We start from the raw sequence: 15769 nt of genomic DNA on the forward strand, positions 1-15769 counted from the left end.
GCGCACCCAAGCCCTTAGCTAGGCTGACAAGGAGGCTTCAAAGACTTGCTAGACAACTTAGCAAAAAACGCCATTCAAAAACCAAGAATGACGGGATTAGGAAGTCTAGCAATTATCTTAAAGCCAGCTTGCGCCTAAGTGCTTTGCACACGCGCATTGCTAATATCCGCAATGACTTTTTACACAAGCTTAAGCACTGCCCTCATCAGGCATGCTAAAATAAGATGTTTAGAAAGATTGGGGCTGTGTGTATGAGAGCGCGTATCTTTGCTTGTTTCTTGGCGACTTTTGTTTCCAATGGTTTGGCGCGATTTGGCTATGTGGTCTTGATCCCCTTTTTGATCCTCTCAGGCAAGCTTAGCGAAGCCCAAAGTATCCAGCTGGGTATCGCGGTGATGGTGGGCTATATCTTTGGGAGTGCTGCTCTCAACTTCTTGCAAAAATACCTCTCATTAGAAGGCATTGCCAAGATCAGTTTCTTGGTGGTGGCTTTGAGTTTCTTTGCCTGCTTTTTTGATTCCCTGCCCTTTGTCTGGGCGTGGGTGTGGCGTTTTTTAGCGGGCATCGCCTCGGCGTGCTTGATGGTGCTTTCTGCGCCCCTATGCCTATCTTTTGTGCGCGAGCGATCCCGTTCGCTGGTGAGCGGTTTGATTTTTAGTGGGATTGGGGTGGGGGCTGTTTTTAGCGGATTTATTCTGCCCCACTTTGCCCACGCCATTGATTGGGCGTGGGTGTTTCTAGGGGGGATTAGTTTGCTAGCCTTTCTCATTTCTAGCGTCTCTTTAAGGACACTCCACCCCCCTAAGCCAGATCTTGCTACGCAACAGAGTGCTAAAATCCCCTACTTCTTTGTCTTGCTCTTGATCTCTGTTGTGCTAAACGCCATTGGCTATCTGCCCCACACACTCTTTTGGGTGGATTACTTGGTGCGCTTCTTGCATTTTAGTAACGCAAGCGCGGGCGCGTCATGGGCATTTTTTGGCTTTGGGGCGGCTTTAGGCACGATTTTAAGCGCTTCGCTAGCCCAATGGGTGGGTTTGAAACACGCTTCCAGCATTATCTTATGCCTCAAAACCCTCTCTTGTCTTATTGCCGCTTATTCTGCCCATCTCTTTTGGTTAGATCTCTCTATTTTTCTAATGGGTTTTGGCACAACGGGGAATTTAACCCTCACTAGCACAATGGCGTTCCACATCATGGGCAAGGCGCATTTCGTGCAAGCTTCCAGCCTTGTTACGATGAGTTTTGGGATTTTCCAAGCTCTTTTTTCTTTTATCTTTACCCTAGCTCTAGGGCATTTGAGCTTCACTTCAATGTTTCTTGTGTGTGGGGTTGCGCTCTTTGTGAGCTTTATTGTGTTACTCCCTATTCCTCACTCTATCTTTCAGGGGATGGATGGGCATTCCTGAGTCCCTAAAATCCTCCTTTTGTTTACCCTGTATTAAAAGAGTTCTTTTAGTGCTCCGCAAGCAACTTTAGTTGCTTATTTTATTCACAAGGAGTTTTTATGGGTAGCATTGGAAGTATGGGTAAACCCATTGAGGGGTTTTTGGTAGCGGCCATCCAGTTCCCCGTCCCCGTGGTTAACAGCCGAGCAGACATTGATAAAAACATTGAAAGCATCATTGTGGGGTTGCGCTCTTTGTGAGCTTTATTTAAGAATGTAGCTACTATGCATATAGCAAATATGAAACGGCAAAATTTTTCCGCATCAAATATCCTGCGCGTTTAAATTGAGGCGTTCTAGCTCTAATTGGAGGTTTCTTGTGGTCTGGTTTAAAATCCCCTTGAGGGTGCTTTGTGCCTGCACGCTAGAGTTAGCCGCCTGCGCCAAAAAAGCCGCTAGATGCCCGCTTTCATCGGCTCTAATAGCGCGTATAAACGCCTCTTGTCTTTGGGTGTATTGAGCGTGTTTTTGCTGTTAGAGTGAAAAGTGCAAGAGAACATCGCATGCAGCTTAGATCGCACCAATTAGTGCCAGTAGTTAGGTTTGCTCCCTTGCCTTAATAAGCGTTTTGCGCTCTACAGACACTAATGCATGCACCTTATTGGCTTTTAGTCCCCAGTTGCCTCCATGCAAACTGGACTTAATGAGTCCTATGAGTGTTCAAAACAAGTAGGCGTAAGAGGCGATCCAATAGTAGGTTTGGATAAATCCGTGGTGGTTAAGGGATTTGATTCTCCCAAAGGGGATTTTTACACCCAACTCCACGCGGTGTTGCTGTTCGATTGTGCCCCCCAAACCCACATTGAAAACCCCATTATAACCCATAAAATTGCGCGCGCTCACGGAGCTATTTAAGACTTCTGCGCTTTGAAAATACCCAAACCCCAAGCCCAAATAAGTGCCTACCACCATTTTTTTAGAGAGGCGGTAAAAGTCGTTGATCATATCCACATTGGCACTTAAAAAAGAATACACTCTAGTGTGTAGGGCGGTGGGTCTGAGTGCCATGATGTAGTCTATATCCACCCTTAGGGCAAAGTATTTATGCGCGTCAAATTGATAGCCCCCATAAATCCCCCATAAAAAGTTATTTTGCCATGGCGTTGAAGTGGATTTGGTGGTTTGAAAGCCCGTGTTCACCCCGATGAAAATGCGGTTTTTAGATGGATTATCTGCCACAAGAGCCGATCCACACAATAAAAACGCCGCCAATATTCTCATCAAACCCCCCGATAAAATCTCTTAATCTTATCATCTAAGGGAGCTAAGAGGCGATAAAAAATAGGCACGACTAATAAGCTCAACATCATGGACACCATCAGCCCTCCACTCATGGCAATCCCAATGGGGGATTTCATCGCCGCACCCTGCCCACTGGCTAGAGCTAGAGGCAACATCCCACACACCATCGCAATGGTTGTCATTAAAATGGGGCGCAAACGCGATTCCCCGGCTAAAATGATCGCCTCCACAATGCCATGCCCTTCTTTGCGCCGATCGTTGGCAATATCAATAATGAGAGTGGCGTTTTTGCCCACCATGCCAATTAAAAGAATCAAGCCCATTAAAGAAAACATGCTCATAGGCTGGTGCACCAAACCTAGCGCAAAAAACGCCCCAGAGAAACTTAAAGGCATGGTAACCATGATAATTAGGGGCTCTAAAAACGATTCATAAAGCGCAGCTAGGATCATATAAATGAGGATAAACGCTGTGGCAATCGCCACCCCAAAGGCTTGGTTGCTCTCTTTGAGTTTGTCGGCATCCCCTGCAAAGGTGTAGGCTACCCCTTGTGCTAACCACTCTTTAGAGTGCTTTTGGACTTGGGTCAATAACTCGCCCAAATCCACCCCATCAGCGGGTCTAGCTAGCACGGTTACACTGCGTTGGCGGTTATAGCGGGTGATATTAGAGGCGACCTTGCGCTCTGTAATCTCGATCAACCCGTCTAAAAACATCAATTTGCCCTCTTTATTGCGGATTTGTAGGCGTTTGATCGCATCAATGTCTGTTTTTTTATTGGCGGGAACACGGATGATGATGTCGTATTCTCTGCCATGTTCTTTAAAATAGCTCACGCGGTTTTCTCCAGAGAGCGCATCGCTCACCACAGAGGCGATCGCTTGGGCACTCACCCCGTATTTTGTAGTCGCCGCGCGCAAAACCCTTAGCTGGTATTGGGTTTGGGAGTCGGAGGTGTTGGTGTGATAGCCTGCGACCTTGCCTTTTAGCTCCGGGCTCTCTAGTAAGAATTTTTTCAAGCCCGCCACGCTTTTATCCACTAAGGCTTGTGAGGACGCATAGACATACACTTGAAAAGCCGAACTATCCCCCCCGCCAATCAAGGGCACTTGGGCTAGATTGATAGACACCAAATCCTTAGCTTCGGGTAGGGCGTGCAGTTTAACCCCCAAGTCTTTCATGATGGCAAATTGGTTTTTGGTGTGGGGAGTTTTTAGGCGCACATAGAATTTTCCCTTAAAGGTGCTTTGGATATTCCCATAACCCACTTGCATGGAGTCAAATTCCACATCGGGGTCTTTTTCGATCACCGCTTGCAGGGCTTGCATTTTTTTCAACATCTCTTTAAGGCTGATGTCGGTATTGGCTTTCACAAAGACATAGAACATGCCCCGATCTTCTTGCAACATAAATTCCATGCCCAGCTTTTTAGCCACATGCAAAGAAGATAAAAACACGCCCGCTACCACTAGCCCCACGATCAGTTTATGATTTAAGATCCAAGCTAATAAACGCGCATAAGCCTTTTCCATGCCTTGAAAAAAGGGCTCGGTGCGTTTATAGAGTGCAGAGGGTTTGGGGCTCACTAAAATAGAGCTTAGCATGGGGATGACTGTTACCACCACCACATAGGAGATCACAATAGCCAGCGCGACCGTGATCCCAAAGCTTTGGAAAAATCGCCCTACAATCCCACTCATATTCCCCACTGGAATAAATACGGATAATAACATCGCTGAGATGGCGATGATGGCAAAGGCGATCTCATGCACGCCCTCATAGCTAGCACTCTTTTTATCCATCCCCGCTTCTAATTTTTTGTGGATATTTTCAATAATGACGATCGCATCGTCAATAATAATCCCAATGGAGAGGGTGAGGGCGACCATGGTGAGCATGTTTAAAGAAAAGCCCATCCAATCAATGAGCGCAAAAGTCCCCATCACAGAGATAGGGATACTCATGGCTGAAACAAAGGTGATAGAGAGGCTTCTTAAAAACACAAAGACTACAGAGATCGCTAAAATCCCCCCTAAGATTAAGTCAAACTTGACATCTTTAATGGAGTGGCGGGTGTAGTCTGTGGTGTCTAAAAAGGGGCGCAAAGCATAGCCCGGACTTAGCGCGCGCATCGCCTCCATTTCCCTATAAATGCCATCCACGATTTTAATTTCATTAGCCCCGGCGATCTTTTGTACCTCTAGCACAATGCCCTGTTCGTGCCCATAACTCGCGTAAGTGATGTCTGGATCGATGCCCTTTTCAAGGGTAGCAATATCGCTCAAGCGCACATGGTTGCCAATTTGGATATTGGCTAGATCGTTTAGGGTATAGCTATTGCCATCTACTAAAATAGCGTAATTCTTTTGATCCCCGACAATCTTACCCCCGTCCATCTCTAGGTTTTGGGTTTTAAGGGCGTTGTAGAGGTCTACATAAGTGAGCCCGTATTTATTCATCAAGCTAGGATCGGCATAAATGCGTACCTGCTTTTCTTGAAAGCCCTGCAACTGCACCCCGCCCACACCATCGATCTTTTGGAGCATGGGTTTGATGATGTTTTTGGCGTGGTCGTTGATCTCAGCTAAAGTTTTTTGCTTGCTAGTTAAAAAGATAGAGAGGATTGCCTGTCCGCTGGTGTCTACCTTATCAATGGCAGGCTTGCGGATATTGGGATCATCAAAGCTGACTGAAGACACCTTGTTGATAATGTCGTTGAGCGCGGTGGTGATGGGTTTTTCTAGCACAAACTCCACCACTACAATGCTAATATTGCGCGCGCTATTGGAGGTAACTTTTTTGATCCCATCCACCCCCATAACCGCTTCTTCTACCTTGTCGGTTACTTTACTCTCTACAATGTCCGCACTAGCCCCCGGGTAAGCGGTTTTGACCACCACAATGGGGAAGTCAATATTAGGGAAAAGCGCCACACTGATTTTTTTGAGTGCCATGGTGCCAAAAAAGACCACCATGAGGGCAAACATTAGGGTAGTAACAGGTCTTTCAATGGCGAATTTATACACGCAACCCCCCTATTGGATAAACCCATCCCCAAAGACCCCGGGCACTAAAGTGCTATTAGGGGGTAAGAGGGCTTCTGCGCTCACCTTGCGCGTGCTCACATCAATAGTGGGGTAAATCTTGGTGATGAGCACTTGTTTTTTCTGGGGATTACCATCAATACTATAGATAAATTTATCCCCCACCTTGACATCGGGGAGGTATTTAGAATCAAATTCTAAAACCATTTTTAATTTTTTACTCACAAGCCTAAAGAGAATGGTATTATTAGCCCCCATACCCTCGCCCAGCTCAATGTTCTTACTGGCGATCACGCCATCAAAGGGGGCTTTTAGAATCGTCTTTTCCACCACCGCTTGGGCATAATTGCGATCAAATTCTAGTTTTTTATAATCCGCATAATACTTATCCAAAGTGTTTTTATCGATTGCGCCCCCGATTTTTTTGTAGCGTTCGTATTGTTTTTGCATGAAATTAAACTGCTGGACAATCGAATCCACTTGGGATTTTTTATCTTTATTGTAGAGGGTGAGCAAAATATCCCCCTTTTTGACCACACTCCCCACATCCACATAAATGGCATCCACGATGCCCGAAGAATCTAAGGTTAAATTCGCATCCTCTAGGGCTTCTACATTAAAAATTGCATACACTTCTTTAGCCCCAAGTCCCACTAACAACAGCAGGACGCATAACATAGCTTTCATGGTTGATCCTTAGCGCACATAATCTTGGATATGGTGTCCGCTGTAAAAAATATAATTGGCTTTTTGCATTTCATAATTATTGAGCGATTGGTTGTAGATCACCTCCGCGTCAAAGCGCGTGCGCAGGGCTCTTAAATAGGTGGTGAAATCCACCAAACTCGCGTTATATTTCTTCTTAATGCTCTCATAAGACACGGTAGCCGATTTCAAGCTCGCTTCAGAACTGCGGATTTTAGAGCGCGCCATGTCTAAGGATTTGCGGTAAAGCTGTTCGTCCTTTTGTTGCTCCATTTTTTTATACATGAGGGTTTTTTCTTGAGAGAGTTGGTTGAGGCGCAAATACTGCTTTTGCAAGTTAATGCCAATGTCATTTAAGATATTAAGCCCGACTACAATCCCAAAGGTGTTTTGTTGGTTAGGAAAGAGGTTGCCAAATCTGTTATCCTTGCCCCGGGCAAAAGCAGGCTTTTCAATGTAGTATTGCCAATCGTCATTGACATCGATTGTGGGGTAGTAATTGAGTTGCTTATTTTGGTAGTGGATAGCCGTGATCTGCTCTCTTAGCGCGCGCAAATCCGCGCGCTCTTTAAGTCCTAGATTGGGTTCCAAAATCGTGGTGCGCTTCAAAGAAGGGATCTTAGAATTGGTCAAATACTCCAAAGTCAGGCGATTCTGCTCAATAGAAAATTCCATGTCTGTGATGTCGTTTTCACTCAGCGCTCCCTGCGCTTTAGCGCTTTCTAAATTGTCAATGGTTGTCAAGCCTTGATCGAAGAGTTGGCTAACACGCTTGATGTCCGCGCGCAATTCAGCCAGCTTGCGCTTCAGGGCTACAAGTTGGGCTAGGTTGTTGAAATACTGGTAATACTGCTGCACCACTTGCAAGTAAATACTCTGCTTTGTGTACTCCATGTTAGCGCTGTTGGAACGGTAGGTGGCTGACTTCTCGCGCACATTGTTGACATCGCTAAAGCCATTGAAAAGGTTCAATTTTAAATTCGTGTTGAGCAGTTGCATATTATAGTTGGGGAAAAAAGGCGTGTCTCTGTCCCGGCGGTTAAAAGTGTAATTGCTCGTCATGGTAGGCAGAAACTTAGCTTTAGCGATGGCATGGTTTTTGAGGGCTTGACTCACCTGTAGGCGGGCTGCTTGCAAAGAATAGTTATTGTCGGCGTTTTTAATGAGTTCAGACAAGCCTAAAGCCCCTCCGGTAGTGTTGGCAAACTTGTTCTCTTCTATGGCTTCTAACTGCTCGATTCCTAGAGCTAGAGTGCCCGTGGGGTGGTATGCTTCTAATTCTAGGGCGTGCACAGAAACCCCAAAAGTCCACAAACAACACAAGCACCAGAAAAAGTTAGAACGCAAGTCGAACTCCCTATGTGAATTGCTTGGTGTCCTTGGCGGGATTTGAACCCACGGCCTTACGATTAGGAATCGTACGCTCTATCCAACTGAGCTACAAGGACAAGCGCGCCCTAGGCGCGTAGGACACTATTTTTTCTTTTTGCTAACAGCCACTTTAGAAGCGGCCACCACATCTTTAAGTACTTTGCCCGGCTTGAACTTAGGCACCATCTTGTCCTTAGTGGTGTAATTCTTATCGCTCCCGGGAACTTTGCCTTTTTTGCCCTTTTGCAAAACGGCTTCAAATTTCCCAAAACCCACTAACTCCACGCTCTCATGCCCGCTCAAAGCTTTTTCTACCGCCTTGACAAAGCCATTCAACGCTGCCTCTGTTTCTTTCTTGTCTTTAAACCCGCCTTCCTTTTGCATCAAGTCCAAAAACTCCAATTTTTTCATCGCGCTTCCTTCCATTGTAATTTCTCGCAAAACACGGACACCATTATACTACAAAATCGCTTTAATCGCGTCAATTACGCCTTTAAGAGCCCTTCAAGTTAGCTATTGTATGATACAAGGTTTTAATAAAAACTAAAGGGGCTAGTTTGGTGCGTGTGGCGATCAACGGGACAGGGCGCATTGGTTTGTGTGCCGCGCGCATTGTGGCACAACGCGAGGACATGGAGTTAGTCGCCCTCAATTCTACTTGCCATTTAGACACCCTGATTCACTTGTTGCGTTATGACTCTTTGCATAGGCACAACATGCGCGTAGAAAAGATAGATGCGCAACATCTGTGCATGGGCAATAGCCTAAGCGTGCGTTTTTTGCAAGAACGCGATCCCTCTAAGTTAGATTTTGGCAACGCGCAGGTGGTTTTAGAATGCACGGGAAAATTTAACGACATCCATCTAGCTAAAGCGCATCTAAAAAATGCCATAGAGCGCGTTATTATTTCTGCGCCAGCCACCAATACCCCCACTTTTGTGTATGGCGTGAATCACAGCGCTTATGCCAATGAACCCATCATCTCCAACGCCTCTTGCACCACTAATGCCTTAGCCCCGCTATTATTAGTGCTTGATGAAAATTTTGGCATCGAACACGCGTTGATGAGCACGATTCACAGCTACACTAACGATCAAAATCTTCTAGACTCCAAACATAAAGACCTACGCCGTGCTAGAGCCGCAGGGTTAAATATGATCCCCACGAGCACCGGGGTCAATAAGGCTCTAGCCCACATCTTGCCCCATCTAGCCCCTAAAGTTAAGGGCTTAGCCTTGCGCGTGCCCACTCCGGTGGTGAGCTTGATTGATTTGAGTGTGCATACCCATCAAGAGATGAGCTTAGAGGGCATCCATGCGAGCATGCAATTAGCCAGCCGCACGCATTTAAAGGGCATTTTAGGCATTGATACCCACCAAAGAGTTTCTAGCGATTTTATTGATAGCCCCTATAGCGCGATCTATATTGAGGATCAAACCTTAGTTTTAGATAAACACCATGCTAAGATATTGGCGTGGTATGATAATGAGATGGGTTATTCTCAACGGCTAGTGGAGATGGCTTATTACACAATGAAAGGGATACATGCTAGCAGGAATTAAGCGCATGCAAGAGGTTTTGGGAATCCAAGATGTGGCGTTGCAAGATCGAAATGTGGTGATCCGCGTGGATTTCAATGTGCCTTTGGATAAAGATTTCAACATCACAGAAGACACGCGCATGCGCGAAAGCATCCCTACGATCAATTACTGCATTGACAATGGAGCGCGCTCAGTGGTGTTGGTGGGGCATTTAGGGCGACCTGAACCCCAATTTGATGGGGATAAACAGAGTCAATTTTCTTTCAGCCATCTAGTCAAACGCCTAGAGAGGTTACTCAATAAAGAGGTCTTTTTTGCGCACTCTTTGGAAATGGCTAAACAATTGCAAGCCACACACACTAACCCGGTGGTTTTGGTTGAAAATTTGCGCTTTTATAGGGGCGAAAAGCAAAACGATCCAGAATTTGCCAAAGAATTAGCCAGTTTGTGCGATGTCTATGTCAATGATGCCTTTGGCACGAGCCATCGCAAACACGCTAGCACTTATGGGATTGCTGAATTTGTGCCCACTAAGGTCGCGGGTTTTTTGCTTAAAAAAGAGATCAACTCCTTTGCTAAGGCTCTAGCCAATCCCTTGCGCCCCGTGCTCTTGATCGTGGGGGGTTCTAAGGTGAGTTCTAAACTCAAACTATTGCACAATATTTTAGATCGCGTGGATAAGATCATCATCGGGGGCGCGATGAGTAACACCTTTTTAAAAGCCTTAGGTTACCACATGCAAGCTTCCCTCGTGGAAGAGGATTTGGTTCAAGAAGCCTTAGAGATTTTGCAAGTGGCTAAAAAAAAGGGTGTGCATGTGTATTTGCCTGTGGATGTGGTGAGTAGCACCCACACGGATTACACCGATCATGTGCAAATCACTCCCGCCCAAGACATTCCCTTAAATCATATGGCTGTTGATATTGGACCAGCTACCTCTAAGCTCTTCTCTTTGGTGATTGCCAGCAGCCAAACCATCATTTGGAACGGACCGCTTGGAGTCTATGAAGTGCCTCTTTTCAGTCGGGGCTCATTCCAAATTGCTCATAGTATCTCTAATACCTATGCTTTCTCTTTGATTGGAGGGGGGGATACTATTGATGTCTTGACGCGTGCGGGTTATAAGGACAGTGTGAGTTTCATCTCCACAGGCGGGGGGGCGAGTTTGGAGCTCTTAGAGGGCAAGATTTTAGTCGCCTTTGAAGTGTTGGATCGCAAGACTCAAGAGCGCGCATGATCAATGTCTTTGCCAAGAATCACGATTTTGTTGAAATCTTCGCTTTTCAGGGCTTTGAGAGTTTTCCCTTTGAGGAACAAAATATTCTTTGGTATGAACTCATCAACCCCACCTTTGCTGAACTCTGCTGTATCGCGCAAAATTACGATCTCAATCTCTATGAGGATCCCGAAAAAAGCGCGGTGGTGAAGTATTGGGAAAACAGCACTTCTATCACGATCAACACCTACTTTATCTACAAAGACTCGCCCCTAGCTTTCCACACGCAAGCCATCACCTACTTTATCGCCAATAATATCCTCTTCACGCTTTATAGTGGAGATTATCCCATCTTCCAAGAAGTGCAGCGGCGCGTGCTAGCCAGCCCCAAAAAATTCCATGACGGCTTTGACATCTTGGCTAAAATCCTAGAGCTCTACTTTGAAAAGGGCGCAGACTGCCTAGAGGAAGTCAATCGCGAAACCAGCGTGTTGCGCAAGCAAATTGTCTTTGATTTAGAGGCTTGCACCCATGAGGAAACCTTAATTTCTCTTTCTTTCTTGCAGGAATTTAACATGGAATTGCGCGATTCTTTATTTGACAAACGGCGCATCATCACCGCCCTTTTAAAGAGTAACAAGGTCGATAGCGAAACCAAGAACGATTTTAATATCATCATCAAGGATTTTAATTCTTTAGTGGAGTTTAGCACGGCTAATCTCAACGCCCTAGATAATATCCAAAACCTTTTCACTTCCCAAGTCAATGTAGAGCAAAATAAGATCATCAAACTGTTTACCGTGGCGACAATGGCGATGATGCCCCCTACTCTAATTGGGACAATCTATGGGATGAATTTTGAGTTCATGCCTGAATTGCGCTGGGAATTTGGCTACCCGGTGGCGATCGTGGCGATGATTGTTTCTACAATTCTGCCTATTTTGTATTTCAAAAAGAAGGGGTGGCTCTAGGCTAACGCAAGCAAGCTTCCCAGTGTGCTAAGCCCTAAGATAAAGGCGATGAAGATGCCCTTGGTGTTTTTGCGCTTGAAACCCATAAGCAGACCACTCACATAGAACAAGCACAAGAACACCCCAAAGATAATTCCCCATATCTCTAAAGCCTTGCCCGCTTTACCCTTGTGCACCTGCATGATCACCCCTAGCGCGCTGCGCCGGATACTTGTGATCACACTTCTATCCCCCTTAGCACTCAAATTGATCTCATAACCCGCCGTGCCAATGAGTAAAGCCCCCTTGTGTCTTCTAGGTTCAATCTTAGAGGGTAAGGCGATGTTTTTTTGTTTTAAAAAGTCTAGGAGAAATTCTAATTCTTTTTCTTTGGGTGCAAGGGGCGCACTCCACTTAGTGATCTGCGCTCCGCTATTGGCGTTGAAACCCAACAAAAACGCCACCCCACTAACCACAAACAGCAACGCCACGGGCAGAAAAAACACGCTAGCATAAGCGTGGAATTTGTAGAGGTTTTGCAGGGACATTATTGCAAAATATGGCTAGCAAATTTAGAATAATTGTCCATCACCAGCCCCCCCTTGCGAAAACCCAGCCCACACGCCTCATAGGCAAAAAACACATTGGGTTGGTAGTAAAACTCCCCCACCCTATTAAGCGGGGCGTATTCTTGATACACCGGCTTATGATTACCATATACCCCCTGTGTTTGGAAAACCACGCTCAAATCGGGATTTAAAATTTGCACATTCGCCCCCTCTCTACCAAAAGAAACCTTGCGCACTTGTTTTTTGTTTTGCAAGGGCTCATAACTGGCTTCTAAAAGCAGGGGGTGGTTGGGGTAGCGCTCCCAAAGCACCTTTAAAAAGCGTTTGCTTTGGAAAAGGAGCGTATAAGCGGGGTTTAAAAAAATAGTATTTTGGTTAGCCATCATGTCTTGCATGAGCAAGGCTAATTCGGGCTCATCAATGGCGATACTCTCCCAAGGCACTAACTTAAATAAAAACTCGTAATTCACGCCCTCAAAGAATACGCCCGTTTGTGCGTTGAATTGCACCTCATCCATGTAAGCAAAATGCGTTTGAAAGCCCGCACTTTGCGCGGCATCTTGTAAAAATTTCACACTTCTCTCTTCCTCAGAACTCCCCCGCACACTAGAAAAGAGAATCTTCCAACCCTCATACATATTTTCAAAAGCACTCACATCCTCGCTCAGAGTTACAAGGCGTTTAAAATTCTGGCTCAAAGCTTCATGGATGTTGTTAAATTGCAAATCCTCATTATAGCCATTGTGTTTGAGCAAAGCCCATTGAACCACAGCACTCTCATAGAGCATGGTAGGCGTGTCCGCGTTAAACTCCAAAAGCTTAATGGGCTGTCCATCTAACCCTCCAGCTAAATCAAAACGCCCATAAATATGCCAATGCACCTCTTCTTCAAAGCTTTGCTTAATCATAGGAATCAAGCTATTAGGAATATCTAGCTCAAAAAAGCGTTCTTGATCAATGACCATCTGCGCGGTCTCTACAAACATGTCATAGAGTTCATTGCAGGCTTCATAATAGGCATTGGCTTCTTGCTGGCTCACCACCACTAAATCATTGCTAATATAGGGGCTAGCATCTAAATCGGTGTGCCAATCTAGTCCGATCTCCTCTAAGGCTTGGGCACTCAAGGGGTTTAAAGTTTTAAGGCGCATGGTTGTCCTTTAAGAAATATTAGATCCGCGTTGCGTTCCAAAAAACCCGCTACGCCCCTGTTGCGTGGTGTTTTGTGTGGGGGTTGAGGGGGTGGTTGGATGGGCTAGGGGTCTGTTTTGGTTAGCCGGGCTTGTGGCTGAGCTTGGACTCGCATTTGTCGCTGGGCTTGTGGTCGGGCTGTGGTTTTGCGATCCAAAAAACCCGCTACGGTTGGGGCTAGCTGGAGGCGTGCCTGCCGTTCCTCTAAAATTATTTTGGCTGCGTTGGTAGGCTTGGGGTGAGCTGTAATTTCTCTGGGCGTTTTGTTGGTAATTGGGATTATTAAAAAGCTTATTGCCAATGTAGCTCCCCAAAATAGCTCCAGCCGCGCTCCCCAAAATAGCCGCACCAATGCCCAGCCCTGAGCCCCCTCCCTCAGCGGGGGGTTTGGTCAGCTGGCTGCTCCCCTTGTCTATCTTAGCCTCCTCCTCTTTGATAAGCTTTTGCACCTCTTCATCGCTCAACATGCGCTCCTTGCCCTGCATGTCGCGCACCACGACTCGGGTTTTGTCGCTGGGGTATTCTTCAGCCACCTTGTAACTCTTATCGGGCTGTTCTTGCAAGATCACCAGCGCGCCCTTTTTGATCTGCTGGGTTTGGCTACTACTTTCTTTGGGCTTTTCTGGGGTGTTTTGCGGGGCTTTTTGTGAATCGTCCTTACAACCAGCCAAAGCCACTACCACCACCGCGCTAAGCCCCCCTACAATGGCGTAATCTGAGATTTTCCTAAATGGAGTTTGCATTTTTACCCTTGTGTTAAAAGCTTTCATATTAGCATATCATATTTTAAACTGCCCGATGTCTGAGTCCAATTCCACGGTCGAGGTGTGTAGAGAATTGGCTAACTCTAGCACCTTGAGCGCATTTTGGACGGATTGCTGGGCGTTTTTCTCAACATTGGTGAGCTTTTCAAGCATGGCGCTAATATTTTCACCCGTCTTTGTGTAATTGCGGATAAACCCATGCGTGTTCTCAATCATGGTTTCAATATCCGCGCTCATGCCTTTAAAATTCTTTTGCACCTCCAAACTATTCTCACTCAAATCCTTGATTTTCTTGGAATTATGATTCATTTGGCTGGCGACATCATTAATTTCTTGGACAATCACCCCAATGGTGGAATTGATCTCAGAAAGAGATTTCTGCGTGCGCGCGGCTAGGTTTCTCACTTCATCAGCCACCACCGCAAAGCCTCTGCCATGTTCACCCGCGCGTGCGGCTTCGATGGCGGCATTCAAGGCTAATAAATTGGTTTGGTCGGCGATTTCGTTAATGAAATGCAAAATCCCTTTCACACTGTCGGCATTTTTACTGAGCTGTTCAATTTGCACTGAGAGCTCCTCTTCTGTGCGCGCGACCTCTAAAATGTAATCGAGCATGCCAGCAAGCGAAGTGTTGGAGACATGGATTGAGTCCTGAGTCCTGCCTAATTTGCTGCCCACTTCCTGAGCTTCCCCGATTAACACCCCCATAGTGTTAGAAAAATCCAAAGAAGAGAGGTGGAGTTCCCTAATCATTGCAAGGTTGGTGCGTGTGTAGCCGGTGGCATTGGTGATAAACTTTTGTAGCGAATCTGCTAAGGTTTTATTTTCCATGCTGTGGTGCTGGACATTTTTCATCACCTCATGGATACTCTCCACAAAGTGGTTGATATAAGTTCCCGCCTGCCCGATCTCATCATGAGGATAGGTAACCTTAAAACGGCTGGTGAGATCTTTATCTCCATGCGAAAAGGTGGCGATTCGAGTCACCAAAGCCTTGAGGCGGTTAAAAATGGTGAAATACATTAAAATAGCCGAAATGGCGACAATGCCTGCCATGATGCTCACATTCCATGCCACCAAGATTTTGGCATCATCCCTATCTTGTTTTTTAACCCGTGTTTCCAAAGTGCCAAAATCCTTGATGATGTCGCTGTAATAAGAAGTAACAGCTAGCACAAGATTTCCAGAAGGGTCTAAGTGGGCATAGGCGACTTTGGATTCAGGCTTACCCCCCACATTTTTAGGGACTTTATAGCGCACATACCCCCCGCCCGCATTGGCTTGCTCGATTAAATCTTTAACATAGGCGATGTGATCGGCGCTCATTAAATCGAGACCATTCTTGCCTTCATGGGAGGGGTTAGCTGGGTCTAAAAGCACTGTTCCGGTCTTTTCTAGCACCAAGATGTAGTAGATGCTAGTGTCGCCATTGATCTCTTGCAATAAGTTTAAAATAGAGCGCACAGCTTCTTGTTTGCTTTGGGTGTGGTAAAACACGCGCAAGGAACGCTCCAATAAGCCATACATGTATTTAAGAGCGTATTCCTTCTTTTGGATGTCATCTTGCTCGGTCTCCTCAATAATATCCTGCACTAATTTGTGTCTCTTATAGTCAGCCACAACCACCAAGATCGTCCCCATCACCACCAAAGATATAAAGAGATTTCCCATGATTTTTAGACTCAAACGCATGCCATCTCTCTTTGAATAGATATGCAGGCACTAATAT

At 45.9% G+C, this 15769-nt stretch carries 13 protein-coding genes, 1 tRNA gene and 3 pseudogenes; 6 read left to right on the top strand and 11 right to left on the bottom strand.

Going from position 1 to position 15769, the window contains the following annotated elements; all coding sequences use genetic code 11:
• From EAO33_RS09225 to amiF, 3 genes and pseudogenes are all read left to right on the top strand, one after another.
• A pseudogene (locus EAO33_RS09225) lies at nucleotides 1–240 on the top strand (transposase); the annotation flags it as partial.
• A gap of 11 nt (nucleotides 241–251) precedes the next feature.
• Entirely contained in the window at nucleotides 252–1409 is a 1158-nt protein-coding gene (locus EAO33_RS05085; RefSeq protein WP_120945601.1) for a YbfB/YjiJ family MFS transporter, read from the top strand.
• A 98-nt stretch (nucleotides 1410–1507) separates the two neighbouring features.
• Nucleotides 1508–1627 (top strand): annotated as a pseudogene (amiF, locus tag EAO33_RS05090) (formamidase); the annotation flags it as partial.
• Between the two features lie 84 nt (nucleotides 1628–1711).
• On the opposite strand, the gene EAO33_RS09735 reads toward amiF, so the two are convergent.
• From EAO33_RS09735 to EAO33_RS05120, 7 genes are all read right to left on the bottom strand, one after another.
• Nucleotides 1712–1834: a hypothetical protein gene (locus EAO33_RS09735; protein ID WP_268877466.1), complete on the bottom strand. Its 123-nt coding sequence runs from the start codon at nucleotides 1832–1834 to the stop codon at nucleotides 1712–1714.
• Between the two features lie 273 nt (nucleotides 1835–2107).
• Nucleotides 2108–2668, bottom strand: a complete 561-nt coding sequence (locus EAO33_RS05095) for an outer membrane beta-barrel protein (protein ID WP_120945603.1) — start codon at nucleotides 2666–2668, stop codon at nucleotides 2108–2110.
• Complete coding sequence (locus EAO33_RS05100) at nucleotides 2668–5715, bottom strand: efflux RND transporter permease subunit (RefSeq protein WP_120945605.1); 3048 nt, start codon at nucleotides 5713–5715, stop codon at nucleotides 2668–2670. The genes EAO33_RS05095 and EAO33_RS05100 overlap by 1 nt, the downstream gene beginning before the upstream one ends.
• Before the next feature lie 9 nt (nucleotides 5716–5724).
• Entirely contained in the window at nucleotides 5725–6420 is a 696-nt protein-coding gene (locus EAO33_RS05105; RefSeq protein WP_120945607.1) for an efflux RND transporter periplasmic adaptor subunit, read from the bottom strand.
• Nucleotides 6421–6429: 9 nt separating this feature from the next.
• On the bottom strand, nucleotides 6430–7677 hold the full coding sequence (locus EAO33_RS05110; protein WP_120945677.1) for a TolC family protein: 1248 nt from the start codon (nucleotides 7675–7677) through the stop codon (nucleotides 6430–6432).
• A 132-nt stretch (nucleotides 7678–7809) separates the two neighbouring features.
• Nucleotides 7810–7886, bottom strand: a tRNA-Arg gene (locus EAO33_RS05115).
• A 25-nt stretch (nucleotides 7887–7911) separates the two neighbouring features.
• The gene (locus tag EAO33_RS05120) at nucleotides 7912–8220 is read right to left on the bottom strand and encodes an HU family DNA-binding protein (RefSeq protein ID WP_120945609.1); all 309 of its coding nucleotides are present in this window, start codon (nucleotides 8218–8220) and stop codon (nucleotides 7912–7914) included.
• A 149-nt stretch (nucleotides 8221–8369) separates the two neighbouring features.
• Between EAO33_RS05120 and gap the strand changes: the two genes are divergently transcribed.
• The 3 genes from gap to corA are packed head-to-tail and all read left to right on the top strand — an operon-like array spanning nucleotide 8370 to nucleotide 11537.
• Nucleotides 8370–9371: a type I glyceraldehyde-3-phosphate dehydrogenase gene (gap, locus tag EAO33_RS05125; RefSeq protein WP_120945679.1), complete on the top strand. Its 1002-nt coding sequence runs from the start codon at nucleotides 8370–8372 to the stop codon at nucleotides 9369–9371.
• Nucleotides 9355–10587 carry a phosphoglycerate kinase gene (locus tag EAO33_RS05130; RefSeq protein WP_120945611.1) on the top strand — a complete coding sequence of 411 codons (1233 nt, stop codon included), beginning with the start codon at nucleotides 9355–9357 and terminating at the stop codon, nucleotides 10585–10587. Before gap ends, EAO33_RS05130 begins: the two co-directional genes overlap by 17 nt.
• Nucleotides 10584–11537 (top strand): magnesium/cobalt transporter CorA, encoded by a 954-nt coding sequence (gene corA / locus EAO33_RS05135; RefSeq protein ID WP_120945613.1) that lies wholly within the window; start codon nucleotides 10584–10586, stop codon nucleotides 11535–11537. The genes EAO33_RS05130 and corA overlap by 4 nt, the downstream gene beginning before the upstream one ends.
• Here the strand turns inward: corA and EAO33_RS05140 are convergent.
• From EAO33_RS05140 to EAO33_RS05155, 4 genes and pseudogenes are all read right to left on the bottom strand, one after another.
• Nucleotides 11534–12064, bottom strand: coding sequence for a PepSY domain-containing protein (locus tag EAO33_RS05140; RefSeq protein ID WP_120945615.1), 531 nt, complete (start codon nucleotides 12062–12064; stop codon nucleotides 11534–11536). The genes corA and EAO33_RS05140 overlap by 4 nt on opposite strands.
• Nucleotides 12064–13236 carry a glutathionylspermidine synthase family protein gene (locus EAO33_RS05145; protein WP_120945617.1) on the bottom strand — a complete coding sequence of 391 codons (1173 nt, stop codon included), beginning with the start codon at nucleotides 13234–13236 and terminating at the stop codon, nucleotides 12064–12066. Before EAO33_RS05145 ends, EAO33_RS05140 begins: the two co-directional genes overlap by 1 nt.
• 129 nt (nucleotides 13237–13365) lie before the next feature.
• Nucleotides 13366–14019, bottom strand: a pseudogene (locus tag EAO33_RS05150) (UPF0323 family lipoprotein); the annotation flags it as partial.
• Nucleotides 14020–14055: 36 nt separating this feature from the next.
• Complete coding sequence (locus EAO33_RS05155; protein WP_120945621.1) at nucleotides 14056–15732, bottom strand: methyl-accepting chemotaxis protein; 1677 nt, start codon at nucleotides 15730–15732, stop codon at nucleotides 14056–14058.
• Nucleotides 15733–15769 lie beyond the last annotated feature (37 nt).

The sequence above is a fragment of the Helicobacter labacensis genome (assembly GCF_003660285.1).
Lineage (GTDB): Bacteria > Campylobacterota > Campylobacteria > Campylobacterales > Helicobacteraceae > Helicobacter > Helicobacter labacensis.